Origin of the sequence: Thioalkalivibrio sp. K90mix, assembly GCF_000025545.1 — a bacterium.
Classification (GTDB): domain Bacteria; phylum Pseudomonadota; class Gammaproteobacteria; order Ectothiorhodospirales; family Ectothiorhodospiraceae; genus Thioalkalivibrio.
Map to the genome: position 1 here is coordinate 835,474 of NC_013889.1, position 26,002 is coordinate 861,475.

A 26,002-nucleotide genomic window follows, 5' to 3' on the forward strand; every position below is an offset into this window, starting at 1 on the left:
CTATCCATCCTTGTTGAAATCCGGCCGTGCGGGAGACTCGCCGGTTTGGATGGGTTTTAGCAATCACGCCCGGGTGACGTAGGATTCGCGTTTTCCGGATGGATGCGAGCGGGCGGTGCGCGGATGGATGCTGCCCGTTTCCGATTGTGCAGAGGAGCTTTATGGAATCGCCGCAGAAATTGATCCCCGGATACGCCAACGCCAAGGCGACGCGCCGGTATGCGGAACACTACATCGCCGAGGGCAAGGCCGCCGAGGGGCACTACAGCGACTTCTCGCGTGCCAAGATGCGCCTGTCCAGCTTGGGCATTGGCACCTTTGGCGGCGCCGCTACGGCCGAGGTGGATGCTGCGATCTCCGCCATCGTCGCCCGCGGGCTGACCGAGGGTATCAATGTCGTCGACACCGGTGCCCACTACCGCTACGGCCGTTCGCTGGCGGCCGTTGGGGCAGGCGTGCGCACGGCCCTGGAGGCCGGAGTTCCGCGCGAGGCGATGTTCCTGATCTCCAAGGGCGGGTTTCTGACGCGGCGCGGCGGGCCGCCGGAGGACATGGATGCCTGGTTCCAGCGCGAGATCGAGTCCCAGGGCATGGGTACGCGGGATGATCTGGCCAAGGGCGCGCACCTGCTGACGCCAGAGTACATCCACTATCAGATGGAGCTGTCGCGCTCACTGATGGGGGTGGAGACGCTGGATGCCTTCGTCATCGACCAGCCCGAGGTCCATATCCACGAGATCGGCAAGGAAGCGACCAACCGCAAGCTGGAGCCGGTGTTCGCGATGCTGGAGCGCGCGGCGCGGGAGAAGAAGATCCGCGCCTACGGGATCTCCACGTTCGAGGGCTTCCGCGAGGAGACCGACGCCGCCGTGTTCCAGTCGCTGACCTCCATGCAGGGGCTGGCCGAGCGCGCGGCCCAGGCCGTAACCGGCGACGACCACGCCCGGCACCACTTCAAGATCGGGATGCTCCCTTTCAACCAGGTGATGCTGGAAGGCTTTACCCGCTTCAACACCGCGACCGGGCAGGGCAATGTGGCCAGCCCGCTGCAGGCCGCGCACCAGCTGGAGGTGTATATGTTCGCCTCACACTCCATGCTGAAGGGACACCTCGCCCAGCAGTCGGTGGAGGTCGTCGAGCAGCAGCTGGCGAACTTGCGCAACCCGGCGCAGCGCGCGATGCAGTTCAACCGTTCCACGCCGGGGTTGGGCACGTCCCTGGTCGGCATGAGCACGCCGGAGCACCTGGACGACATGCTGGCGGTGATGTGCGAACCGCTGCTGGAGAAGAAGGCCTACCTCGGGATGTTCAAGAAGGCCGAGGAGGAATAACGCCGTGTAGGAGCGTGCTTGCACGCGAAGCCCTGCTCGCGTCCGATTTTGGCAGGGGCTTCGCCGGCAAGCCGGCTCCTACAAGGTTTCCGGAGCCTCTGCGGTGGTGGAGATTTCATGCACAAGGGTATGACATGCAGGTTGATCTGAAGGCCCTCGAATTCCCCGCGATCCAGCGTCTGCTGGAGCGCCTGACCGCGACGCCCTACGGCGCGGATGCCGCGCGCGGGCTGGAACCGGCACCGAATCTGGATGCGGCCCGCGCACTGCAGACCGCGGTGACGGTCGCGCGCCGACGTCTGGATGCCGGCACCCTGCCGCGGCTGGGGCAGCTGCCGGATGTGCGCGCGGCCCTGCGTCAGGCCTCCAATCCGGGCTCGGCGCTGCCGGTGCAGGCCCTGCACAACCTGCAGACCATCATGCGCCAAGCCCGCGAGCTGGCGGATCAGCTGGCGGATACGCCCGAGATCTATCCGGCGGACCTGAACAAGCTGTACCCACCCGAGGGGCTGGAAGAACGACTGTCGGCATGCCTGAACCCCGGCGGGTCGCTGCGCGAGGACGCGAGCCCCTCGCTGATCGAGGCCTTCGAGCAGCGCGGACGCCTGCGCGAGGAGGTCGAGGCGGTGGTGAAAAAGCGCCTGGCGGCCTCCGATGTCGCGCAAAAGGGCGAGGATGCCTTGAAGGTGCAGTGGCACCAGGAGCGCGCGGTGATGGTGCTGCGTGGCGAGGCGGCGAATGCGGTCAAGGGCGTGCGTCGTGGCACCGCGATGGGCGGGCGTGACCAGATCGTCGAGCCGATCGAGGCGGTGCCGCTGAACAACCAGCTGGATACGGTCAACGGCCAGATCAACACCGAACAGCAGCGCCTGCTGCGCGAGCTGACCGACGTGGTGCGCCAGTATGGCGAGCCGCTGGAACTGATGCTGACCGCGTTGACCTGGATCGACCTGGCGTCCGCCGCCGCGCAGCTCTCGGCACAGATGAATGCCCATGCCCCGCGGCTGGAGGCGGAGGCCGGGGTGGAACTGATCGAGGCCTATCACCCGCTCCTGCTGTTGCAGTTCGCCGAGGGCAACGGGCCGCAGCCGGTGCCGCTGTCCATCCGGCTGGATGGCGAGCAGCCGCTGCTGCTGATTACCGGACCGAACACCGGCGGCAAGACGGTCGCGCTGAAGACGCTCGGGCTGCTGGTCACCATGGCCTGGTGCGGGCTGCATATCCCGGCCGAGCAGGACTGTCGCATCGGGCGTTTCGATCGGGTGATGGTCGATGTCGGCGACCACCAGAGCCTGTTCCACCACCTCTCGACCTTCGCCGGGCATGTGGAGGTCCTGAAACGTATCCTCGACCACGCCGGGCCGGAGAGCCTGATCCTGCTGGACGAGTTGGGTACGGGCACCGACCCGGACGAGGGTGCGGCGCTGGCGATGGCGATGCTGGACGAGCTGCGCGCGCGTGGTACGCGCGGGATCGTGAATACCCATCTGGCGCCCCTGAAGGACTACGCCGCCCAGCACGCGGGCATCGTGAACGCCTCGATGCAGTTCGACGCCGAGACGCTGTCCCCGACCTACCGGCTGCTGATCGGCGAGCCGGGTGTGTCGTTCGGCCTTACGATTGCCGAGAAGAACGGGCTGCCGCCCCAGCTGGTTGCCCGCGCGCGCGAGCATTTCGCCGAACTCCCCACCGCCCAGGCCGGGGGCGATGCCGGCAAGGCCTGAGCCCCGGGCAAGGCGTTACCACATGAGGTCGTCGGGGACGACGTAGTCCTTGTACGGGTCGTCGGGATCGGGCTCGGGGTCTCCGCTTTCCTCGGCCGGGATGACCAGCGGCCATTCGCCATCACGCTCGCGGATCTTGTCCGCGATCTCGCGCGGGATTACACGGAAACCCTTGCTCGGGTGGAGCTCCAGGCCGGCCAGCGCCGCGCGGCCGTCGACCAGGCGCTTGCGGGTGTCCTCGGTCACCGGCAGGTGACGGACCTGCCCGTCGAACTGGAAGTGATAGTCGATGGCGGCGTCGCCGGTGGGGATCGGGGCCAGGTGCTGGTTCACCAGCTCGCGAATCTGCGCCCGGCGCGCGCGGCGTTCGGCCCTTTCCTGTCGTTCCTGGTTCTTCTCCCGCGAGCGCCGGGCCTGCTCGGCCTGGCGGGCTGCGGCGGCACTGGCCTCGGCGTCGGCGGGCTTGCCCTTTTTCTTTTTCGGTTGTGTCTTCTGGGCCTTGTGCTTCTGGCTCTTGGCCTTGCGCACCTGTTTTTCGTCCACCAGCCCGGCCTTCAGGAGCTGGTTGCGCAGATCGTCCGACATGCCGCTTGCCTGTAGAAAATGTGCCGGGAGGATAGCCCGAACGCGGTCTATGTGCAGCCGCCCGGTTCGTGGCCCGCGGTGAGATCGGGTAGTCCGTCGCGAATCTCGGCCTCGGGGAGGGCTGGAAACAGCAGGTGTATGCGCCGGGGAACGTCGGGGTTGCTGCCCGGGTGCCCGAGATGTTGCGCTTGTTGGCAGAGGCGAAGTGCACTGGTCCGCTCGCATGCGATCTCGAGTTCCTTTGCGGCGCCATACAACGCTTGGCGATGTGGCTCTGATGCAATGGGCTTGAGTCGACGACGCAGTCGGCGGACGCGCTCGGTGGCCTGCACTTGCCAGGCCGCTGCATCGCGCGCAAGCCGCTTCCAGTCGCTTGCTGGCATGCCGCCGGGGTACCACAGCGCGAACAGCGCGAGAATGACATTCACCGCATGTGCATCCTGCCAGTGCAGCAGGCGGTTGCGGGCCGGCGCATAGTCCCAGCGGCCCAGGGCGAATTTCCAGAAGGTGTCGAACCCGTGAGTGGGTTCAGGCACTGCTGGCGGCAGGCGTAAAGGTCACGCCGGCGGTATTGCGCAGGCTGTTGGGTTCGAGGATCTCGAGATCCCGGGTGCGGAGGCTGATCACGCCCTGTTTGCGCAATTGCGTGAACAGGCGGCTGATGGTCTCCTGGGTCAGCCCGAGGTGATTGGCGATGTCGGCGCGCGACATCGGCAGATAGAAGCGTTCGGGGGACAGACCACGCGCACGGTGCCGTTCGGACAGCGTCACCAGGAAAGTGGCCAGACGCTGCTCCGCCGTGCGCTGTCCCAGCAGGGTGTGCAGGCTTTCGTCCTGGGCCAGCTCCTTGCTCATCACCTTCATCATGTGCTGGCGAAAGGTCGGGAGTCGGTCGGCGAGGTCGTCCACATGGGCGTAGGGGACGGCGCAGACACTGGTGGATTCCAGCGCCACTGCACTGACTGGATGCTTGCCGGAATGGATTGCGTCTAGCCCCAGGAGATCGCCAGCGAAGGCGAATCCAGTGATCTGTTCGGTGCCGTCGTCGCTGATCAGCACCGCTTTCAGTGCGCCTGTTCGGACGGCGAACAGGGTTTCGAAGCGTTCGCCCATATTGAACAGCAGTGCCCCCTTCTCGATCGGACGGCGCTGTTGAACAATCTCGTCGAGTTGCCAGAGTTCATTTTGTGGTAGGCCCATCGGCAGGCAGAGCTGGCGCAGGGTGCAGTGTTCGCAGGCTTGGGTCGGACGCAGTGTCATGTGCTCAGGTTAGCGGTTTTGGCGTCAGAGAGGGAAGGCGTCTGTTGGCCCTGGATGGAGGTTGCTCGTATGAGGAATTCCGTTATTGTGAGTGTGGAACCTTTTGGGGTAGCAGGGATCAGCCAATTCAGAGGCTTGCGACGAAGCGAGTGCGATATTTAGACTCTGTTTAATATAGCAGAGGATTCGCAGGGGAAGGGACGCAATGATCGAACGGATGCTGAACGAATACATGCGCCACGGCACGCTGATCCTGCGCGAGCCGAACGGGAGTGAGCGCCGTTTCGGGCAGGGGGCACCCGAGATAACACTGCAGGTCCATGATCGGGCGGCTCTGAAGCGCATCGCGCGCGATCCCGGGTTCCAGCTGGGCGAGACCTACATGGACGGGCTCTGGTCGCCGGGACCCGAGGGCATCCGGGTGTTTCTGGATGTGGTGATGCGCAATTTTGCGCCCAGGTTCCAGCGTCGAGTGCATCCGCTGGTGTGCATGTTTCGTGCGATCCTCGAGCAGGGCAACCGTATCGCGCGCAGCTACCAGAACATCTCGCATCATTACGACGTGGACGAGTGGTTGTTCCGCCGTTTCCTTGACGAGGGCATGTTCTATAGCTGCGCCTATTTCGAGCGACCGGACATGAGCCTGGAGGAGGCCCAGCAGGCCAAGTGCGCGATGTTGCGCAAGAAGCTGGTGCTGGAGCCCGGTCAGCGGGTGCTGGATATCGGCTGCGGCTGGGGCGGGCTGGCCTTTCACCTGGCCGAGAACGCCGATGTCCAGGTGGACGGAATTACTCTGTCGCGGGAGCAACTGCGAGTGGCCCAGGCGGAGGCGAAGCGCCGCGGCCTGGACGATCGCGTGCGCTTTTTCTATCAGGACTACCGCGAACACGACGACCAGTACGACCGGGTCGTCAGTGTCGGCATGTTCGAGCATGTCGGCGTGCCCAATTACGGCACCTTCTTCCAGCGCGTGAACGATCTGCTTAAGGACGATGGTGTGGCGGTCCTGCACACGATTGGCCGCCAGGGCCCTCCGGGCACCACCAACCCCTGGTTGAGCAAGTACATCTTCCCTGGCGGTTACACCCCGGCACTGTCCGAGGTGATGGAGGCACTGGAACCGACTCCGCTGCATACCACCGATATCGAGTTCTGGCGGCTGCACTATGCGGAGACGCTCGCCGAGTGGTATCGGCGATTCCAGAACATTCGCGCCGAGGCGGTGGAACATTTCGATGAGCGCTTCTGCCGCATGTGGGAGTTCTATCTGGCCAGTTGCGAGGCGACCTTCCGCTGGTGGCGTCAGGTGGTCTTCCATATCCAGGTGGCCAAGCAGCAGGATGCCGTGCCGCTGACCCGCGACTATCTGTATGCCGACGAGGTGCCCGAGGTGGTTTCGACGCCGCCGGGGGAGGCGGCCGCCCAGGGCCGCAGTGCCGCGTAAGGATCGCGGACTACTTCCTGGTTCTCTGAGTATTTTTTCCTGACCGGACACCCGCAACCTCTCTGTTTTCCCTACACTTCACGGAAACGCTGAAGGGGCAGGGACGACGGGTGTTTGGCAGGTTTCGCAAGCGGCAACAGCGGCAGGAGGCCCCCCAGGCCGCCAGTCCGAGCCAGGACCATGTGCTGATCGAGGCCGCCGGACGCAGCCGGATCACCGAGGTCGCGGCGACTGCGCGCAAGGTGCCCTGGTCGCTGAACATGCTGCAGCTGTTGTGGGCGGCCGGCCCGGTGACCTTCCTCGCAATGCAGGGGGGCTACTTCCTGGGCTTTGGTCACGCCGCCCCGGCCCAGAATTTCATCTTCTTTGCGGTCTACACGCTGCTGTTCGGGGTGATTGGCCTGCTGGCGCGATTCATTGCCGATGCCACGCGGGGCAAGCGGCAGGAGCGCTCGCGCGATCAGCTGCGTAATACGATCGACCTGTTGCCGGATCTGCTGTTCGTGACGCGCGATCTGGCGATGGCCGAGATGGCACCGGACATGCGACGGCGCAAGGCCGCCGAGGTGCTGCTGCACGAGGTGGATATCTCTCCGGAAGGCGTCGCGGTCGCGGTGCGCGAAATGACGGGCGATACCAGCCTCGCGGCGGCGGCCGAGCAGATCGAGATCTACCGCCGACTGGGGCTGCGCTCGCGCGTGGCGGACTTGGTGGACGCCACGGCGGATGCGCGTCTGGCCGCGCTGGAAAAACTGCACCACGATGCCTCCGAGCTGGCGGACCCGCTGCGCGACCGGCTGCAGGGCGTCGCGCCGACGCGCGAGGATGGCGTCCGGCGGATCGATCAGTTTCTGGACCGCCTGTTCTCCGCGGCGGACTCGGACGACCTGTCGCGCTGCACACTGGATGATGCGCAGGCCATGTTTGTGCTGGCCTTCGAGATGGTCAACGGGCGGCAGATCCGGCGGTTGAGTTTCGAGTGGTCGGGTGGCTGGCGGCTGGGGCATGCGCTGGACCGGCTCGAGTACCAGGGCAACCGTTTCCGTGTTGCGCAGGCGGGCGTGGTCAGCCGCCTGCGTTCGCTGGCGATGTTGCTGGCACAAAGCCCGGCCAGTGGGCTGGATCCGCAGGTCCTGCGTGCGTCGACCCTCGACCTCGGGCGCGATGTGCTGGATGCACTCGCGAAGCTGGAGCAGGCCCGCCCGCCCGTGAACTCGCCGGAGGGCCGATTGCTTGGGCGGGCGCTGCGTCAGGTTGAGGACCTGCGCGCGGCACGGGACCAGCTGATGCAGGCGCAGAGTCGCTATACCGCTGCGGTCGAGCGCTGGGAGGCGCTGCGACGCCGGGAGGTCGAGAAGAAGGGGCAGCAAAGCTGGTTCAAGCGCAGTGCGCGCGGTATTCGGGTGAGCGAGGAGGTGATCGAACTGACGGATGACCAGAAACTGCGCCTGGCCGACCGGTTTTGTGAATACCTGTCCGAGCTCGGCATCCGGCGCGAGGGCGACCTGTTCTACTTTGGCGGACACCTGCTGGATGCGGACACCGCCAAGCGCATCGGCATCCAGCTCGCACTGATTCTCGAGCCTCTGGTCGACCTGACCAACCCGAGTATCCAGCGTGCGATCTATGCAAATCCGGCCGCCTATCTCGGGGGGCTGTACGTCGGCATGAATGCGGATGCCAAGGCGGGCCTGGGCTCGGCCATGGTGCGCATGGTGCGCCAGGATCTCGGACGTATGGCGGAGTGGCTGGCGCTGCGCCTGACACGCATCTACCACCTGCCCCTGTCCGACTCCATGCGTGATTTCCTGGTACAGCAATATGGTGCCAATCAGGAGCGCTTGGAGATGCTGGCCGCGCACCCGGTGGACGAGGGCGCACAGATGCCGCCGGTGGCGTTGCGTGCCGAGCGTTCGCCGGAGTTCGACGCCATGCTGCAGGACAAGTCCTGGGGCCGGTTGCTCAAGCGCGGTGTGCGCTATGTGCAGGCAGAGGCCCAGCGATCCTGACGTTGCGCGTTTCCCGGGTCTGGTAATTTCTTGACCAATGGTGTAGGCTTTCGTGCGTTTTCTGGTGCCCGTCGGCGTGTCTCGCCGGCGGGTTAAACGGGAAGTTCGGTGAGCCCGCCAAAGGTATCTGGATGCCTGCGGACGAATCCGACGCTGCCCCCGCAACGGTGATCGAGCGAGAGGCCATGATGGCCTCTGATGGTCGCGGCACATGCCACTGAACGGAATCGTTCGGGAAGGCGCCGCACCGGAACGCTCGTCAGCCCGGAGACCGGCCAGGGAATGATCGCGCGGCATGCGGCGGGCATGCGAGGCGGATGATCAGGCCTGGTCGCATAGCGGCTGTGCTGGGTCCCCCTCGTGTCTATCTTCCCTCGTCTGCGTGATCCCGATGAATCAACGGCGTGCGGGCGGCTCGCCGGGAGACACGGACGACATGAAACGCACAGCACTTTCCACGGCCATCCTGCTGGCCACGACCCCGCTACTGGCCGACACGCCAGACTCCAATGCCGAAGCGCACACCCTCGATGTGGTTCAGGTCACGGCCGCGCGTGTCGCGCAGACCGTCGACGAGACCCTGTCCTCGGTTACCGTCATTGGCCGCGAAGAGATCGAACGCCTGCAGCCCCAGCAGTTCACCGATCTGCTGGAGGGCCGCGCCGGGATCGAGACCTCCCAGAACAGCGCCTTCGGCAAGACCACTTCCGTCTACACCCGCGGGACAAGCTCCGACCACACCCTGCTTCTGATCGACGGCGTGCGCATGGGGTCGGCCACCAGTGGCGGCGCAAGCTGGCAGTTCCTGCCACCGGAGGAGATCGAGCGCGTCGAAGTGGTGCGCGGACCGCGGACCAGCATCTACGGCTCCGACGCCATTGGTGGCGTGGTGCAGGTCTTTACCCGCGAGGGTCAGAAGGGGCCACCAAGGGTCAACGCGTTTGTCGGGGGCGGCAGCTTCAACACCTGGGAAACGGGTGTGGGAGTGGCCGGCGGAACCGAGAACACGAACTACAGCTTCTCGCTCAGCCATTTCGAGACCGACGGCATCAATGTGCAGGATGACGTTGGTGACGATGACCGTGACGGCTACGACAACACTTCGCTTGCGACCAAGGTGACCCATCGACTAGACAATGGGATTGAGGTTTTCGGCAACGTACTGTACTCGGAAGGGGAGTCAGAGTTTGACAGTACGGAGGGAGATGACTACACCGACTTTGTCCATGCAGCCTTCCGTGCGGGGTTCCGCATCCCGGTGAATAACCGTTGGGATACTGAGCTGAGTGTTGCACATGCACGTGATGAGAATGATCGCTATGTGGATGGGGAATTCACATCGCGTTATGACACGAAGCGTGATTCGATCGACTGGTTGAACGAAATCGTCCTGTCGGATCAGCTGTTCCTCACGGCAGGCGTTGACGCCCGTGAGGACCGTATTCAGGTCGATGATCCTGGGCTAAGAGAGGGATTCGGTACGGACGAATATGAGGAGACCAGCCGCTACAACATTGGTGGGTTTGGGGTTCTCCAAGCCGATCTAGGCCGGCATACTTTGGAGGGTTCGTTACGATACGACGACAATGAACAGTTCGGTAGTAAAACTACCGGTCAAGTCGCCTGGGGATTCCAGGTCGCGGAAGCATGGCGACTGCGGGCTTCTTACGGGACAGCATTCAAGGCCCCAACGTTTAACGAACTTTACCATCCTGACATCGGGTTTTTCCGCGGCAACCCTGACCTTGATCCAGAGGAATCTGAAACTTTCGAAATAGGGGCCCGTTATTCGGCGGGATCCGGATATCTTGATTTGAGCGCTTTCGAGACACGAGTTGAAAACTTGATTGCAGGGTTCGCTCCACCGGAAAACGTTGAGGAAGCACGAATTCGGGGAGTCGAAGTGGATGGCCGATACGAATTTGGCCAATGGCTTTCAGGCGCTTCACTGACCCTACTGGATGCCCGAGACCGGGAAACGGGAAACGAGTTGCAGAGACGCTCTCCCATTACGGCCCGTATGGATCTCGATCGGAAGTTTCAGCGTTTCTCAATGGGCGGCTCGGTGATCGCGAAGAGCCGCTCATATAACGACGCCAATAACGACGAGCGCCTTTCCGGTTATGGACTGCTGAACCTGCGGGCGAGCTATCAGATTGCGCCGGAATGGCAGATTCAGGCGACGGTCAATAACGTGTTCGACAAGGACTACGAGACCGCCGGAGGGTACAACCAGCCGGGGCGGGCCGCCTTCGTCAAGCTGCGCTACCAGCAGAGGTGATGCATGGGTAATCGACTGTCGAAGATTGTGACCCGCACGGGTGACGAGGGCCGGACGGGCCTGGGGGATGGCTCGCGGGTGGACAAGGACAGCCACCGTGTCGAGGCGTTTGGTGATGTGGACGAGCTGAACAGTGTCGTGGGCCGGGTCCTGGTCCACGATCTCCCGGAAGAGGTTCGGCGCGTGCTGGCCCTGGTTCAGCACGAGCTGTTTGACCTGGGGGCGGAGCTGGCAGTGCCGGGGCATCAGGCACTGCCGGATGCCTCTGTGGAGCGGCTCGATGTGGAGCTGGAAAGCTTCAATGCCGACCTGCCGCCGCTCGAGGAGTTCATCCTGCCGGGCGGTGGCCCGGCCACGGCCGACTGCCACATCGCCCGTACGGTCTGCCGGCGCGCGGAACGTCGTCTGGTGGCGGTGAATCACCATGAGGCGCTGCGGCCGAGTTCACTGGCCTACATCAACCGCCTGTCGGATCTTCTGTTCGTGCTCTGCCGTGTGCTTGCACGTCACGAGAACGGCGCGGAAGTCCTCTGGCAGCCGGCCAACAAACGCGGCTGACTTCATCTGCCTTTGCCGGTTTTCGGGTGCCGTTTCCACGGCACCTTCCTGCGTATAACGGATTGGCGGCGCCACCACGGTACCGGTGGCGTCGCCCCATCGGATTTTCTTCGGGGTTTATCGCATGTCCTTCTGGAAACGCGGTGTGGTTTTGCTGGTGATTGTGCTGTGGAGCGCGCCCGCCTGGGCGGATCCCAAAATCGTCGGCATCGTCTCCGAGCGCTCGGCCCCCGAGGTGGCCGCCGGTGCGCATCGATTCCTGGAGGCCGTGCCGGATGCCGAGGTGGTGCTGCGCACTCCGGAGCAGCTGGCGGACAAGTCGGACTCGTCCGTCCAGGCGCTGTGGCGCGATGCCGACGCGGTACTCGTGGCAGCGGTGTTCGGGGATCAGGCCGGTCGTCTCGAACGTCTGCTGCGCGAAGAGCCGCCGGCCGAGTCAGCGCCGATTCTCGCGATCAATAGCGAACGGCGTCTGACTGCGCTGTCCCGCATCGACGGCCAGGCCGTGCTCGACGGACTGGACGAGGAGGCCCGGACCGAACTGGCCGAGAATCCCGAAGCGGGCGAGGATCCGCGCGAGCATCTGGCCCGGCAGCAGGAGCGCTTCTCAAACCAGGCCGACTGGCTGACCGGACGAGCGTTCTATCAGGGCCGCACACCGGAGAACATGGAGGGCCTCATCCGCTGGCTGGCTGCCCGGGGCGGGCACTCGATCGAGGTGCCGGAACCGGATCCGCGCGAGACCATCCGCTATTACCGGGATGGCCAGTCGGTCGCCGATCCGGAGGATCTTGGCCTGGATGCCAGGCCGGCCGTGGCCGTGCTGGACCTGGATACCGGTGACCGTCCTGGTGACCGCGAGCTGCTGGATGCGACCTGCGAGGCACTGGAGGCCCGGGATATCCAGTGCTTCGCGGTACTCGCGCGCTGGGGTGGGGCCAGTCGCGAGGCGGTCGAGAAGCTCGCCGCATCGGCGGCGCCCGCCGAGCTGAGCGGGATCGTCAGCCTGCAGGACTTCGTTGTGGGCGGCGGTGGCAACCGCGAGGCGGTGGCCGAGGCCTTCGCCGAACTGGATGTCCCGGTGGTCAAGGGGATTCGCCTGGCGGACGTGAGCGAGACCGAGTGGCGGCTCTCGCACGAGGGCATCCCCTGGGACAAGGTCCACTATCATGTGGCCATGCCGGAATTGCAGGGCGCCAGCCAGCCGATGGTGCTGGCGACGGCTGGCGAGCCCACGCGGGACGAACGCACTGGCGTGCAACTGGCCCTGCCCGAGCCGGTGGGCGAGCGGGTGGAGGCCCTGGCCGACCGGATGCAGCGGTGGGACCGGCTGCGCCAGCTGGACAACGCAGACAAGCGGGTCGCGGTCGTGTACTACAACCATCCGCCCGGTCGCCAGAATATCGGCGCCGACAAGCTGGATGTCCCGGAATCGCTGCTGGAGATCCTGCAACGGCTGGAGGCCGCCGGGTATGACCTCGGGGACGAGGTGCCGGAGGATGCCGAGACCCTGCTGGACATGATCCAGGACCGGGCGGTGAATCTGCCGGAACAGGCCGATGCACTGGACGCGATCGCCGGCCGGGTCGCCTCGCTGGATCGCGATCAGTACCAGGCGTATTTCGACGGCTTGCCCGCCGCGGTGCAGGCGGAGCTGGTCGACGGACCGATCGGCTACCTGCAGGCACGCCTGGAGGCCGCCAGGGCCGCCGACAAGGTCGAGATCGCGCAAGCTGGGCTGGAAAGCGGTGTCGGTGATCTGCGCCACATGCTCGAGAGTTATCCGCACGCGGCGCAGGAGCGGGCACTGGACCTGCTGGCCCAGTACGAGGAGGCCTGGGAGGCCACGCTGGCGGGGGAGGACGCGCACGCGACCACCGAGCAGTTGCGCAAGGCGCTGGTGCGCACGGGCATCCCCGGCCTGACCGGCTGGGGCGAGCCGCCGGGCGAGGCGATGACCCGCGACGGCGAGATGTTGTTCCCGGGGATCGAGTTCGGCAATGTGTTCATCGGCCCGCAGCCGCCGCGCGGCTGGGAGGTCAGCGAGCGCCTGCTGCACGCGAATACCACGTTCCCGCCGACCCACCAGTATGTCGGCTTCTACCACTGGATCCGCGATCACTTCGAGGCGGACGCGCTGGTCTACGTCGGCCGCCACTCGACCCGCGAATTCCTGCCGCGCCGGCGCGCGGGGCTGGCACCGGATGATTACCCCGAGCTCCTTGGCGGGGCTTTGCCGATCATCTATCCCTACATTGTCGATGGCGTGGGTGAGGGCATCCAGGCCAAGCGCCGCGCCATGGGCGTGATGATCAGCCACCTGACCCCGCCGCTGGCGGCCACCGAGCTCTACGACAGCCTGCTGGAACTGCGCCAGCTGGTGGAGACCTACGAGGCCGCCGCGCAGCCGGATGCCGCGACGCGCTCGCGGGCAGTCCAGACCCTGCGCGAACGCATCGATGAGCTCGGCCTGACCGAAACCATCGAGCGTGAACTGGCGCGGGGTCACCATCACGATCACGGGCATCACCATGATGGTCACGGTGATCATCACGAGGGGCATCAGGACGAGGACCACGCGGGACATGGCGAAGACCACGGAGCCGAACACGGCGACGAACATCGCGACGCGGTCCATCACCGGGAACACGGGGATGCAGAGCACGAGCATGCCCATGAGCATGACCACGCGGACGAGCATGCGGATGAGGGTCATGACGAACCCACACCGACCGCGCTGGCGGAGATGGACGAGGAGTTGCTGGTCCACGAGATCGGGCATTACCTGACCGACATGCAGGAAGACCAGATGCCGCTGGGGCTGCATGTGTTCGGACGCGACTGGAGCGACGAGGCTGTGGACACGATGCTCGAGTCGATGGCGGGTGACGACGCGGTCGACGACGACTGGGATGCGAAGCTGCGTGGATCCCCGGCCAGCGAGCGTGCGCATCTGCTGGCGGCGCTCGAAGGCCGTTTCGTGCCGCCAGGGCAGGGCAATGACCCGATCCGTACGCCGGAGGTGTTGCCGACCGGGCGCAACTTCCACGCGCTGGCGGCGGACCTGGTCCCCACGCGTATCGCCTGGGGTATCGGTCAGGAACTGGCCGCGGATGCCCGCGAGCACGGCGATCCCGAGGCGGATGGCAGCGAGGCGATCATCCTCTGGGCGTCAGACACTGTGCGCGACGAGGGCGTGATGATCGCCTTTGGCATGGACATGCTGGGCATTCGTCCGGCCTGGAACAGTCGCGGGATCGTCCAGGGGCTGGAGCGCATGGACCTTGATGAAGCCGGGCGCGATCGACGTCGCGATGCCCTGTTTACCACCTCCGGTCTGTTCCGCGACCTCTACGAGGACCAGCTGGTGTGGCTAGACCGGGCCGCGCGCCTCGCGCTGGACGGATCGTCCGAGACCATTCTTGCCGAGTACCCCGAGCTGGAAGAGGCACTGGAAGCGGCGTTGGCCCCGCTGGGGCAAGACCTGCGCGATCCGGGCACCGAGCCCCTGGCGCGCAACGATGTGGCCGCCCAATGGGTGGAGGACACCCAGGCCCTGCGCGCCGCAGGCCTCAATGGCCTCGAGGCGGGTCAGCAGGCCGCGCTGCGGGTGTTCGGTACCGCCCCCGGGGCCTATGGGGCCGGGGTCAATCGTCTCGCGGACCGTTCCGGGGCCTGGGAGGATCGTGCCGAACTGGGGGCGGCCTATCTGCGCCGGATGGGGCATGCCTATGGCGCGGATGAGTCCGGTGGCTCCGCACACGAGGCCTTCGAGGCCCGGCTGGGCCAGGTCGGGCGGACCTACCTTGGGCGCGCCTCGCACCTCTACGGCCTGCTGGACAACGACGACGGCTTTGATTTCCAGGGTGGTCTGTCGACCGCGGTCGAGCGCATTCGCGGCGAGGTGCCGGACAACCGCGTGCTGCAGCATGCCGACCCGGACGACCCGCGGGTGGAAACGCTCGGCCGCGCGCTGATGCGCGAGCTGCAGGGGCAGAACCTGAATCCGCAGTGGATCGAGCCGCTGATGGATCACGGCTATGCCGGGGCCCGCACCATGACCCGGGACTTCGTCGACAACCTGTGGGGCTGGCAGGTGACCAACCCGGAGGTCATCCGCTCCTGGGTCTGGGACGAGGTGCACGACGTGTATCTGCAGGACCGCCACGGACTGGGCCTGGACGACTTCCTGGCCGATGGCCACAACGTGCACGTGAAGACACACCTGCAGGCCGTGCACTTGGTCGCGGCCAGTCACGGGTTCTGGGAGGCCGATCCGGAGGTGCTGGAGGCCTTGTCCGAGCGCTTCGCGGAACTGGTCGCCGAACACGGCCTGCCCGGCAGCGGCCACACGCGCCCCGATCACCCCATGCTGGACGAGGTGGCCGAGCGCCTGGACGACGCCGATCTGCGCGAGGCCTTTGACGCCGTGCGCGCGGCCGCGCAAATCGAGCGGGCGGAGCCCGAAGCCGACCCCAACCGTGTCACCGAGATCCAGCCGCTGGAAGACCCGACGGCACAAGAGATGCAGGAGATCCCCGAGCCGGCCGAGGCCGACGGCGGCCAGGAAACCGGTGACGAGGCGGCGGGCATGCCCTGGCTCCCCTGGCTGGTCGCCGCTGCGCTGTTCCTGCTGCTGCTCGGCGGCATTGCCGTGGGCCGACGGCGATAACGCTCGCGGGATATTTTGCCTGTAGGAGCCTGCTTGCAGGCGAAGCCCCTGCCAAAGTCGGACACGGGCAGAAGCGTTCGCCTGCAAGCAGGCTCCTACGGGGCTGGGGTCATGAATGAACAAAGGGTAACGAGGTAAACCGAATGTCGTTCTCGATCACGATGGAGCTGATGGACACCGTGGTGCGCTGGCTGCTGGAGCCGGTGATTGTCGGCCTGCTGGTGCTGGTCGCGGTGGCCGTCTGGGAGCTCGGGCTGGCACTGGGCGAACGCTCCGGTGGGGTACGCCGTCTGGAACTGAGTGGTGATGCCGAGCGCCTCGCCTACCGTGCCCGGCGCCGTATCGACCGCGCCGATCTGCTGGCACGGATCGGTCCGATGCTCGGGCTGATGGGTACGCTGATCCCATTGGGGCCGGGGCTGGCGGCGATGGGGCGTGGGGAACTGGAAATCCTCGCCCAGGCCGTTACGGTGGCGTTCAACACCACGGTGCTGGGGCTGCTGGTCGGCATCCTTGGCTTCCTGCTCGGGCGGCTGCGCCGGCGCTGGTATGACGCGGCGATGGAGCGTATGGAGGCGGCGGCATGAGGGTCCCGCACTACCGCGCCAGCCGTTTCGACGCGCCCGACGAAGAGCCAATGGGGCCACTGGCCAATCTGGCCGACATCATGCTGGTGTTCGCCGTCGGCCTGATGGTGGTGATGGCCGCCTCGGGCAGCGGGCTGGAACCGGCCAGTGGCGGCACCGAGATCGAACCCGGGCGCGAGATCCCGGACCCGCCCGAAGGCGCCGGCGAGGCTGGCTCGGGCTTCGAATCCATGGGGCAGGTCTACCGCGACCCCGATACCGGGCGGATGATCCTGATTGGGGAATAACCACTCCCGGCGCCGTCCGAATCCCCGTATGACGCAACGAATCAAGGAGTAACAGAAAGATGAGCGACGACACCGAAGCGGCACGCGCCGAACGCCACGCCCAGCGCATGGCGCGCAAGAAGGAGATTGTGGATCGCAAGATCGCCGAGGCCCAGGAAGAAAAGGGCGTGTTCCTGATTCTGACCGGCAATGGCAAGGGCAAGAGTTCCTCGGGCTTCGGCATGGTCGCGCGCGCCCTGGGGCACGGCATGCAGGTCGGCATCGTGCAGTTCATCAAGGGTCAGTTCGCCACCGGCGAGGAAGCCTTTTTCCGTGGCCAGGACCACGTGCAGTACCACGTGATGGGCGAGGGCTACACCTGGGAGACCCAGGACCGCGAGAAGGACGTGGCGGCGGCCCGCGAGGCCTGGGCGCATGCCCGCGACATGCTGCGGGATCCGAACGTCGACTTGGTGCTGCTCGACGAGCTGCACATCGCCCTGAAATACCAGTACCTGGACGTGGCCGAGGTGCTCGAAGAACTGGCCAACCGCCCGCCGATGCAGCATGTGATCACCACCGGCCGCGCCGCGCCCAAGGCGATGATCGAGGCGGCCGATACCGTCAGCGAGATCGGCGCGGTCAAGCACGCCTTCCAGGCCGGCATCAAGGCGCAGAAAGGGATCGAGCTGTGAGTGTGACCTGCCCCGCCGCGTTCGTGGCGGCCCCGGCCTCGGGCCAGGGCAAGACCACGATCACTGCCGCCATCGCCCGCTACCAGCGCAACCAGGGCCGGCGCGTGCGCGTGTTCAAGACCGGCCCCGACTTCCTCGACCCGATGATCCTGGAACAGGCCTCCGGGCATCCGGTCGACGCCTTGCATCTGTGGATGGTCGGGGAAGAAGCCTGTCGAGCGATGCTGTACGAGGCGGCCCAGGAGTCCGATCTGATCCTGGTGGAGGGCTCGATGGGGCTGTTCGACGGGGATCCCTCCGGCGCGGATCTGGCCCAGGCCTTCGGGTTGCCGATCCTGGCGATCGTGGATGCCAGCGGTATGGGTCAGACTTTCGGGGCGCTGGTGCACGGCTTGTCGACCTACCGCCCGGACTTGTCATTCGCCGGCGTGATCGCCAATCGGGTGGGCAGTCCGGGGCACGCGCGGATGCTGGAGGATTGCACCCCGGACGCGATCCGGTTTTTCGGGGCCGTGCAGCGCAACGAGACGCTGAGTGTCCCGGATCGTCACCTGGGGCTGGTGCAGGCCGGCGAGATCGCCGATCTGGATGCGCGGCTGGAGGCGGCAGCGGCCGCGATTGAAGAGGCTGGGGTGACAGGGCTCCCGGAGCCGGTGCGCTTTGATCCGGAAACAATTGCGCCGATCGAGGCGGCGCTGTCCGGCGTGCGCATTGCCATTGCGCGGGATGCGGCTTTTGCTTTCATGTATCCGGCCAACCTGCGCCTGCTGGAGAAGATGGGCGCCGAACTGCGGTTCTTTTCCCCGCTTGCGGGGGACGGGTTACCAGAGGCCGATGCCGTCTGGCTGCCGGGTGGCTACCCCGAGTTGTATCTGGATCAGCTGTCCGCCAATGCTGTCCTGAAGTCGGACCTTGAGGCCCATCATGCGGCGGGTCGCCCCATCCTGGCGGAGTGCGGGGGCTTTCTCTACCTGCTGGATGAACTGGCCAATCGCGAGGGTCATGCCGCGGCCATGGCCGGGCTGGTGCCGGGCAAGGCCCAGCTGGCAGACCGCCTGCAGGGTCTGGGGCTCCAGGCGGCCCCGCTGCCGGAAGGCGAGCTGCGCGGGCATACCTTTCACCACACCCGCTCCGAGGTTGGTCTGGAACCCTATGGTCACTGCTGGCGGGCCCGCGGGACGGGCTCGCAGGGGGAGGCGATCTATCGTGATGGTCGCCTGACCGCCACTTACCTACATGCCTGGTTCCCTTCCAACCCCGCGGCCACGGCGCAGCTGTTTCGAGCATGAGTGATCGGCAACGGGACAAGGTGGCGCGGATCGGGCCTGGGGCGCACGCCGGGGCCCGCATCCCGTTGCGCGGCGAGCGAAAGCCCGGCTGCGTGGATCTGGTCGGCGCAGGGCCGGGCGATCCGGGCCTGCTGACACTGGACGCCGTGGCCGCGATGCAGCACGCCGATATCCTGCTGCACGACCGCCTGATCCCGGAGGCGATCCTCGAGCTGGCCAACCCGAAGGCGCAGCGCCTGTATGTGGGCAAGGCCCGCTCACGGCACAGCTGTGATCAAGGGGACCTGAACGAGCGCATGATCGCGCTGGCACGGGAGGGGCACTACGTGGTGCGCCTGAAGGGTGGGGACCCGTTCGTCTACGGTCGCGGCGGCGAGGAGGCCGCGGCGATCGCCGCGGCCGGGATCCCGGTCCGCATCGTGCCGGGGATCACCGCGGCGGGTGGCTGCGCGGCGTATGTCGGGATCCCGCTGACCCATCGCGATCATGCCTATCGCTGCCAGTTCGTGACCGCCCATCGCCGCGCCGGCGAGACCGATCTGGACTGGGCCTCGCTGGTCTATCCGCAGCAGACCCTGGTCGTCTATATGGGGCTGCACACCCTGGCCGAGGTCTGCGGCGAGATGATGGCGGCGGGCGCGGATGGCGCGATGCCGGCCGCGCTGGTGGAGCAGGGCACGCGCCCGACGCAGCGCGTCATCGAGGGCACGCTGGCGGACCTTCCCGCGCGGGTTGCGGATTTGGCCATCCAGTCGCCCGCGTTGCTGATCGTGGGCGAGGTGGTGCGCCTGCGCGAGACGATTGCCACGCCGGGCTTCGAGCCCGGGCCGGGGACGCATGAAGTCGGCTGATCGCTACAGTGCGGAGGGCGGCATGCGCCCGGAGACGCGCGAGACAACCGGGCGCCTGCGCACCGGCCTGACCACCGGCGTCTGCGCGACCGCGGCCGCCGTGGCCGGCGCACGCTGGCTGCTGGAGGGGCGGCGGCTCGAGACGGTCGAGGTCACCCTGCCGAGGGGGCAGGTCGTGCGCCTGGCGTTGAACGATCTGGAGCCCACCCCGGGTGGCGCGGTCGCCGGGGTCATCAAGGATGCCGGCGATGACCCGGATGCGACCCACGGGGCTCGGGTCTGGGTCGAGGTGACCCTGTGTGGTGCAGCCGGCGTCGCGTTCGTGGCGGGTGCCGGGGTTGGGACGGTCACGCGTCCGGGCCTGGTGGTGGCGCCGGGCGAACCGGCGATCAACCCGGTCCCGCGACGCATGATGCAGGGGCATCTGGAGACGCTTGCCGAGGCGACCGGTTACAGCGGGGGCTTCCGGGTCACGGTCGGGGTGGACGGGGGCGAAAGGATTGCCGAGCGGACCATGAACGCCCGCCTGGGCATCCTCGGCGGTCTCTCGATCCTGGGCACCACGGGGATCGTGCGCCCGTTTTCCTGCGCCGCCTATATCGCATCCATCCATCAGGCCATCGACGTGGCCCGCGCCAACGATTGTCCGCGCGTGGCCTGCTGTACCGGCGGCACCAGCGAGGCGGCGGTGCGTGAACGCTACGGCCTGGACGACATGGCGCTGATCGAGATGGGGGATCTGTTCGGGGCGGCGCTGAAGTACCTGCGGCGCCAGCCGTTGCCCGCGGTGGTGCTGGCCGCGGGTTTCGGCAAGCTCAGCAAGTTCGCGGCCGGGAACCTGGATGCCCATAGCCGCAAGTCGCGCATCGATCTCGACGCCCTGGCGGAGGAAGCCGCGGATCTGGGCGCCAGCCCGGACCTGGTGGCGCGCATCCGCGCGGCCAACACCAGTGCCCAGGCCCTTGCGGACTGCCTGGAACAGGGCGTGGCGCTGGCCGACCGGATCAGCGCGCGCGCCTGGCAGCGGGCACGCGGGATGTTGCCGGAGACCACGGCGCTGGAGGTCTGCGCGGTGGATCGGGCGGGGCGCATCGTCGGGTTTGCCGATGGCGCCAGGGGCCTTGCGCCATGACGGCCGCGGCGATCGCCCTGCAGTCGGTAGCCAAGCGCTACGCCGGTGGCCGGGTCGGGCTGGCGAACGTGGATCTGGAAGTGCCGGCGGGCAGCTTTTTCGGCCTGCTGGGTCCGAACGGGGCGGGCAAGACCACCCTGGTGGGGCTGTTGACCACGCTGGTGCGGGCGGATCGCGGTTCGATCCGGGTCTGCGGGCACGATGTGGCCACGCAGGCTGTCGCGGCGAAGGCGTGCATGGGTGTGGTGCCGCAGGAGGTGAATTTCAACAGCTTCGAACCGGTGGGCGAGATCGTCGAGGCCCAGGCGGCCTACTACGGGCTGTCCCCGAGGCGGGCGCGCGAGCGAACCGGCGAGGTGCTGGAACAGGCGGGTCTGCTGGACCGGCGCGAACAGTCGGCCTGGGGCCTGTCGGGCGGCATGAAGCGGCGGCTGATGGTTGCCCGCGCCCTGGTACACGGCCCTCGCGTGCTGTTGCTGGACGAGCCGACGGCGGGGGTGGACCTGGAGGGGCGCCATGCAACCTGGGAGCTGCTGCGCGGCTTGAACGCGGATGGCGTGACGATTCTCCTGACCACCCACTATCTGGAGGAGGCCGAGAGCCTGTGCGACAGGCTGGCGATCCTGGATCAGGGCGAGATCGTCGCGCGTGGCGAGACCGGCGAACTGCTGCACGGGCTGAACGTGCAGACGCTGGTGCTGGAATTGAACGCGCCTCTGGACGCGGCCCCGGTCCTGGAGGGGCTGGCGACCCGTCTGGTGGATGCCTGGACCCTGGAGATCGATCTCCCGCAGGGCATGGAGGTCAATGACCTGTTCGATCGCCTGGGCGGAAGCGGGGTCCGGGTCGCGGGACTGCGCAACAAGCGCAACCGGCTCGAGTCGCTGTTCCTGCAGCGCATTGCGAAACGCGCGGACGCACTGCAAGGGGCCGGGGCATGAGACTCGCGGCCTATGCATTCGCCTATCGCGGGATGGTGGTCAAGCAGGTGCGCCGGTTCCTGCGGGCCTGGGTGCAGAACCTCCTGCCATCGGTGGTGACGACCGTCCTGTTCCTGGTTATCTTCGGTCATCTGATCGGGCGCGAGCTGGGCACCATGCGGGGGGTCGACTACGCCGATTTCATCCTGCCCGGCCTGATCATCCTGGCGGTTGCCACCAATGCCTACAGCAATGTGACCCTGGCGTTTTACGGCGCGCGCCTGCAGCGGCATATCGAGGAGCTGCTGGTCGCGCCGCTGCCCGCCTGGCTGATTGTGGCCGGCTTCGCCACCGGTGGTGTCATCCGAGGCCTGCTGGCCGGGGCGCTGGTCGCGCTGGTCGCGATTCCGTTTGCCAATTTCCAGTTGCACCATCTGGCGGCCACGCTGGGGATCGCGCTGATCAGCGCCTTGCTGTTCGCCCTGGCCGGGCTCCTGAACGGCCTGTATGCGCGCAGCTTCGACCATACCTCTGTGGTGGCCACGTTCGTGCTGACCCCGCTGATCTACCTGGGCGGCCTGTTCTACCCGGTAGAACGGATGCCCGAGCCCTGGCAGTCCCTGGCCGTACTCAACCCGCTTTATTACATGATCGAGGGCTTTCGCTACGGCCTGCTGGGGACCGGTTCCTTTGCCTGGGCCGCGACCTTCTGGGTCCTCGCAGGGGCAACCCTTGTCGTTGGCGTGCTGGCCTGGGCCCTGGTGGCCCGCGGCGTGCGGATCCGGACATGAGTGGGGGCGGGGTGCAGCGATGAGTGCCGATCATTCGCGGGTGCGCCGGGCCTGTCCGGGGGTAGCCGCGCCGATGGCCACCGGGGACGGTCTGTTGATGCGGGTGCGTCACCCGATCGGGGGGCTGGATGCGGGGCAGGCGGAGACCATTGCGGAGGTGGCGCGGCGCTTTGGGTCCGGTGTTCTCGAGCTGACCAGCCGCGGCAATCTGCAGCTGCGTGGTTTGGACGCGGCGGGGCTGGAGCCGGCGCGCGCCGAGCTGGAGGGGGCGGGGTTGGCAGATCGCGACCCTGCGGCGGAAGCGGTGCGCAATGTCCTGGCGGCCCCGGTGACGGATATCGACCCGGAGGCGGCCATGGATGTGCAGCCGGTCGCGCGGGATCTCGTGCGAGCACTGGGGGAGCACCCGCGCCTGAGGGCATTGCCCCCGAAGGTGGGGGTGCTGGTGGAGGCGGGTGGCGGTTTGCCGCTGGATGGGGTGCCGGCGGATTTGCGACTGGAGGCCTGTACGGCGCTGGGAGGGGTGTGGTTCCGAGTGGCCTTGGGGGCGTCCAGTCGCACGGCCACGGTGCTGGGCTGGACACGCGCGGAGAATGTGGTGGACGTCGCCCTCGCGGTGCTCGAACGCTTCGTGGTATTGCGCGAGGGCGATGTGGATCCGCCAGGGCGTGTGGCCGGTGCCGTGGCCCGGTTTGGCCCCGAGGCGCTGGCCCCACCGGGGCTGGAGCGGGTGCTCCCGGGCGGGGACGGGGTCGCGGCACGGATCCCCGGATATGCGGATGCCGGGATTGGGACGCTTCTGAACGGGCGCGCCTTCGGGATCGCGTTTCCGTTCGGGGCCCTGCGCGCCGAGGCTCTGCAGGGACTGGCCGAACATATCCGGGCGCACGACGGACGCCTGTGCCTGACACCTTGGCGCAGCCTGCTTTTGACCGGGGCGCCCCCGGTGGAACCGGACCGCGTCGCCGAGTGGGGCGGTGTGGCCGATCCGAACGACCCGCGCCTGGCGGTGAGTGCCTGTATCGGGCAGGCGGGTTGCTCCGCGGGCAGTACCGCCACGCGGGCGGATGCAGAGGCAGCCGTCGCCGCTGCCTGCGGGCTGCTTGCGGGGGGCGGGCAAGTGCATGTGAGTGGCTGCGACAAGCACTGTGGGCGTCCCGCGAATGCGCAGGTCCTGCTCACGGCGTGGGAAGGCCGCTATGAGCTGGCGCTGCAACGCGCCCCCGCGCGATGGGAGACCGTCCTGACGAGGCTGGAGTCGGGGCAGGTCGAGCCGGCCCTCGCGGCCCTCGATGCTATCGCCCGCGAAGAGGATGGCGGGAATGAGTCGAGGATCGAGGCCATGCAACGGTTGGAGGGAACAGCGCTGACGAGACGTATGAACGCGAAGATGAACAACGGAGATTCAGCATGACGCAGAGCGATGCGGCCGGGGCCGTACCCGACTATATCCGCGACGGGGCGGCCATCTACCGGGAGTCCTTCGCGATTATCCGGTCCGAGGCGGAACTGGACCGCTTCCCACAGGAGCTGGTGCCTGCGGTGGTGCGCATGATCCATGCCTGCGGCATGACCGACCTGCCGCGGGACGTCGGGTTTTCGGCCGGCGTGGCCCGGGCGGCCCGCGAGGCGCTGGCCGCCGGTGCGCCGATCCTGTGCGACAGCAACATGGTGGCGCACGGGATCACTCGGGCCCGGCTACCGGCGGACAACCCGGTGATCTGCAGCCTGCGGGAGGAGGGTGTGGCGGCGGCCGCCGAGCGCCTGGGCACCACGCGTTCGGCGGCGGCGCTGGAATGGTGGCGACCGCATCTGGAGGGTGCGGTCGTGGCCATCGGTAATGCACCCACCGCACTGTTTCACCTGCTGGAGATGCTGCACCAGGGCGCGCCGCGGCCGGCCGCCGTGCTCGGTATCCCGGTGGGGTTTGTTGGCGCGGTGGAGAGCAAGGAGGCGCTGGCCACCAGCCCGCTGAACCTCGATTACCTGACCATCTTCGGACGCCGGGGTGGCAGTGCCATGGCCGCGGCGGCCATCAACGCCTTCGCGAGTGACCGGATATGACGACATCCCCCAACCTGCATGAACCCGAGACCGCGGGTTGTCTGTACGGCGTGGGCACCGGGCCCGGTGACCCCGAATTGCTGACGCTGAAGGCCGCGCGGCTGATTGCCGAGAGCCCGGTGGTGGCCTACTTCTGTCGCCGAGGCGGTCGTGGCCAGGCGCGCGCCATCGTGGACGCCCACCTGGGTACGGGGCAGCAGGAGATTCCGCTGGAGTATCCGGTGACCAACGAGATCCCGCACGGCTCCGACGAGTATCGCCGCCGCATCGAGCAGTTCTTCGACGCCGCCGCCGAGCAGCTGGCCGCCGAACTGGCAGCCGGACGTTCGGTGGTGGTGCTGAACGAGGGCGATCCGTTCTTCTACGGATCGTTCATGCACGTGTACCTGCGGCTGAAGGATCGGTTTCCCACCCACGTGGTGCCCGGCGTGACCTCGATGATGGCCTCGGCTGCGCAATTGTCGACGCCGCTGACTATGCGCGATGACCTGCTGACGGTAATCCCTGGCACGATGCCGATCGACGATCTGCGCCAGGCCCTGCAGGGGACCGATGCGGCGGTCATTATGAAGGTCGGAACCCATCGCGATGCGGTGGTCGGTGTCCTTCAGGAGCTGGGGCTGGACGAGCGCGCCTGGTACGTGGAACGCGCCAGCACCGCCGAGGAGCGGGTCCTGCCATTGTTCGAGATCCCGGAGCGGGTGCCCTATTTCTCGATGATTGTGATTCCCGGGCGCGGGGTTCGGCGATGAGCGGGGATGGCGGCCAGCCGGTCGGTCGGTTGAGTGTGGTTGGGGTGGGGCCAGCCGGGCCGGAATGGATCACGCCGGAGGTCGCTGCCCGTCTCGAAGCGGCGACCGATCTGGTGGGATACGGGCCGTACCTGGAACGGATTGCGAGCGCCCATCACCGTGTGCACGCCTCGGACAACCGCGAGGAACTGGCGCGTGCGACCCATGCCCTGGACATGGCCGCCGAGGGGCGGGACGTGGTCGTGGTCTCGGGGGGTGACCCGGGTGTATTCGCCATGGCGGCGGCGATCTTCGAGGCGCTGGAAGGGGCGCAGGCACAACGCTGGGCGGGAGTCGAGGTGGACGTGACTCCCGGGGTCTCGGCGATGCAGGCCGCCGCCGCGCGGCTGGGTGCGCCGCTGGGCAACGATTTCTGCGTGATTTCGCTGTCGGACAACCTCAAGCCCTGGTCGCTGATCCAGCGCCGGGTGCGGCTGGCGGCCGAGGCCGACTTCGCCATGGCGTTCTATAACCCGATCTCGCGCGCGCGACCATGGCAGCTTGGGGAGGCCCTGGGCATCGTGCGCGAGGCCCAGGGTCCGGACACTCTGGTCATGCTGGCCACCGCGGTGGGACGCGGCGAACGCGAAGACGTGCAGATCTCCACTCTCGGCGAGGTGGACCCGACGATGGCGAACATGAGCACGCTGGTGATCGTGGGCGCCGCCTCCACCCGGGTGCTGGAGCGCCCCTCCGGCCGGCGCCACGTGTACACCCCGCGTTATGTCGAGTCCGCGGAATGAGGCGGGAGC

Annotated in this window: 22 protein-coding genes and 1 riboswitch; of the genes, 19 read left to right on the forward strand and 3 right to left on the reverse strand. The window is 67.0% G+C overall.

Annotation, left to right across the window (positions count from 1 at the left end; all coding sequences use genetic code 11):
- Positions 1-161: 161 nt before the first annotated feature.
- Together TK90_RS03940 and TK90_RS03945 are read left to right on the forward strand one after the other, a co-directional pair.
- A complete protein-coding gene (locus tag TK90_RS03940; protein WP_012982196.1) occupies positions 162-1,331 on the forward strand; it encodes an aldo/keto reductase in 1,170 nt (389 codons plus the stop codon).
- Between the two features lie 134 nt (positions 1,332-1,465).
- The gene (locus TK90_RS03945) at positions 1,466-3,055 is read left to right on the forward strand and encodes a DNA mismatch repair protein MutS (RefSeq protein WP_012982197.1); all 1,590 of its coding nucleotides are present in this window, start codon (positions 1,466-1,468) and stop codon (positions 3,053-3,055) included.
- A gap of 15 nt (positions 3,056-3,070) precedes the next feature.
- Here TK90_RS03945 and TK90_RS03950 read toward each other — a convergent pair whose 3' ends face one another.
- From TK90_RS03950 to fnr, 3 genes are read right to left on the reverse strand one after another with little or no spacing between them, the layout of a single operon-like run.
- Entirely contained in the window at positions 3,071-3,640 is a 570-nt protein-coding gene (locus TK90_RS03950) for a DUF2058 family protein (protein WP_012982198.1), read from the reverse strand.
- Positions 3,641-3,687: 47 nt separating this feature from the next.
- A complete protein-coding gene (locus TK90_RS03955) occupies positions 3,688-4,176 on the reverse strand; it encodes a DUF2390 domain-containing protein (protein ID WP_012982199.1) in 489 nt (162 codons plus the stop codon).
- On the reverse strand, positions 4,169-4,900 hold the full coding sequence (fnr, locus tag TK90_RS03960; RefSeq protein WP_012982200.1) for a fumarate/nitrate reduction transcriptional regulator Fnr: 732 nt from the start codon (positions 4,898-4,900) through the stop codon (positions 4,169-4,171). Before fnr ends, TK90_RS03955 begins: the two co-directional genes overlap by 8 nt.
- A 205-nt stretch (positions 4,901-5,105) precedes the next feature.
- Here fnr and TK90_RS03965 point away from each other — a divergent pair, with 205 nt between their 5' ends.
- The 17 genes from TK90_RS03965 (at position 5,106) to cobJ (ending at position 25,993) form a co-directional block, all read left to right on the forward strand.
- Complete coding sequence (locus tag TK90_RS03965) at positions 5,106-6,344, forward strand: cyclopropane-fatty-acyl-phospholipid synthase family protein (RefSeq protein WP_012982201.1); 1,239 nt, start codon at positions 5,106-5,108, stop codon at positions 6,342-6,344.
- A 110-nt stretch (positions 6,345-6,454) separates the two neighbouring features.
- Positions 6,455-8,353 (forward strand): hypothetical protein, encoded by a 1,899-nt coding sequence (locus TK90_RS03970; RefSeq protein ID WP_012982202.1) that lies wholly within the window; start codon positions 6,455-6,457, stop codon positions 8,351-8,353.
- Positions 8,354-8,398: 45 nt separating this feature from the next.
- Positions 8,399-8,648, forward strand: a riboswitch (cobalamin riboswitch).
- A gap of 141 nt (positions 8,649-8,789) precedes the next feature.
- Complete coding sequence (locus tag TK90_RS03975) at positions 8,790-10,634, forward strand: TonB-dependent receptor domain-containing protein (protein WP_012982203.1); 1,845 nt, start codon at positions 8,790-8,792, stop codon at positions 10,632-10,634.
- Positions 10,635-10,637: 3 nt separating this feature from the next.
- On the forward strand, positions 10,638-11,192 hold the full coding sequence (locus TK90_RS03980) for a cob(I)yrinic acid a,c-diamide adenosyltransferase (RefSeq protein ID WP_012982204.1): 555 nt from the start codon (positions 10,638-10,640) through the stop codon (positions 11,190-11,192).
- Between the two features lie 124 nt (positions 11,193-11,316).
- On the forward strand, positions 11,317-15,864 hold the full coding sequence (locus TK90_RS03985; protein ID WP_012982205.1) for a cobaltochelatase subunit CobN: 4,548 nt from the start codon (positions 11,317-11,319) through the stop codon (positions 15,862-15,864).
- 143 nt (positions 15,865-16,007) lie between these two features.
- Entirely contained in the window at positions 16,008-16,451 is a 444-nt protein-coding gene (locus tag TK90_RS03990; protein WP_012982206.1) for a MotA/TolQ/ExbB proton channel family protein, read from the forward strand.
- The gene (locus TK90_RS03995) at positions 16,448-16,738 is read left to right on the forward strand and encodes a DUF2149 domain-containing protein (protein ID WP_012982207.1); all 291 of its coding nucleotides are present in this window, start codon (positions 16,448-16,450) and stop codon (positions 16,736-16,738) included. The genes TK90_RS03990 and TK90_RS03995 overlap by 4 nt, the downstream gene beginning before the upstream one ends.
- 59 nt (positions 16,739-16,797) lie before the next feature.
- A complete protein-coding gene (gene cobO, locus TK90_RS04000) occupies positions 16,798-17,412 on the forward strand; it encodes a cob(I)yrinic acid a,c-diamide adenosyltransferase (protein ID WP_012982208.1) in 615 nt (204 codons plus the stop codon).
- Positions 17,409-18,701: a cobyrinate a,c-diamide synthase gene (locus TK90_RS04005; RefSeq protein WP_012982209.1), complete on the forward strand. Its 1,293-nt coding sequence runs from the start codon at positions 17,409-17,411 to the stop codon at positions 18,699-18,701. Before cobO ends, TK90_RS04005 begins: the two co-directional genes overlap by 4 nt.
- Positions 18,698-19,552 (forward strand): uroporphyrinogen-III C-methyltransferase, encoded by an 855-nt coding sequence (cobA, locus tag TK90_RS04010; protein WP_012982210.1) that lies wholly within the window; start codon positions 18,698-18,700, stop codon positions 19,550-19,552. The genes TK90_RS04005 and cobA overlap by 4 nt, the downstream gene beginning before the upstream one ends.
- Positions 19,553-19,574: 22 nt before the next feature.
- On the forward strand, positions 19,575-20,684 hold the full coding sequence (locus tag TK90_RS04015; protein ID WP_012982211.1) for a cobalt-precorrin-5B (C(1))-methyltransferase: 1,110 nt from the start codon (positions 19,575-19,577) through the stop codon (positions 20,682-20,684).
- Positions 20,681-21,625: an ABC transporter ATP-binding protein gene (locus TK90_RS04020; RefSeq protein ID WP_012982212.1), complete on the forward strand. Its 945-nt coding sequence runs from the start codon at positions 20,681-20,683 to the stop codon at positions 21,623-21,625. The genes TK90_RS04015 and TK90_RS04020 overlap by 4 nt, the downstream gene beginning before the upstream one ends.
- Positions 21,622-22,395, forward strand: a complete 774-nt coding sequence (locus TK90_RS04025; RefSeq protein WP_012982213.1) for an ABC transporter permease — start codon at positions 21,622-21,624, stop codon at positions 22,393-22,395. Before TK90_RS04020 ends, TK90_RS04025 begins: the two co-directional genes overlap by 4 nt.
- Before the next feature lie 19 nt (positions 22,396-22,414).
- On the forward strand, positions 22,415-23,809 hold the full coding sequence (cobG, locus tag TK90_RS04030; protein ID WP_012982214.1) for a precorrin-3B synthase: 1,395 nt from the start codon (positions 22,415-22,417) through the stop codon (positions 23,807-23,809).
- Positions 23,806-24,459: a precorrin-8X methylmutase gene (locus TK90_RS04035; RefSeq protein WP_012982215.1), complete on the forward strand. Its 654-nt coding sequence runs from the start codon at positions 23,806-23,808 to the stop codon at positions 24,457-24,459. The genes cobG and TK90_RS04035 overlap by 4 nt, the downstream gene beginning before the upstream one ends.
- A complete protein-coding gene (locus tag TK90_RS04040) occupies positions 24,456-25,211 on the forward strand; it encodes a precorrin-2 C(20)-methyltransferase (protein ID WP_012982216.1) in 756 nt (251 codons plus the stop codon). The genes TK90_RS04035 and TK90_RS04040 overlap by 4 nt, the downstream gene beginning before the upstream one ends.
- Positions 25,208-25,993: a precorrin-3B C(17)-methyltransferase gene (gene cobJ / locus TK90_RS04045; protein WP_012982217.1), complete on the forward strand. Its 786-nt coding sequence runs from the start codon at positions 25,208-25,210 to the stop codon at positions 25,991-25,993. Before TK90_RS04040 ends, cobJ begins: the two co-directional genes overlap by 4 nt.
- Positions 25,994-26,002 lie beyond the last annotated feature (9 nt).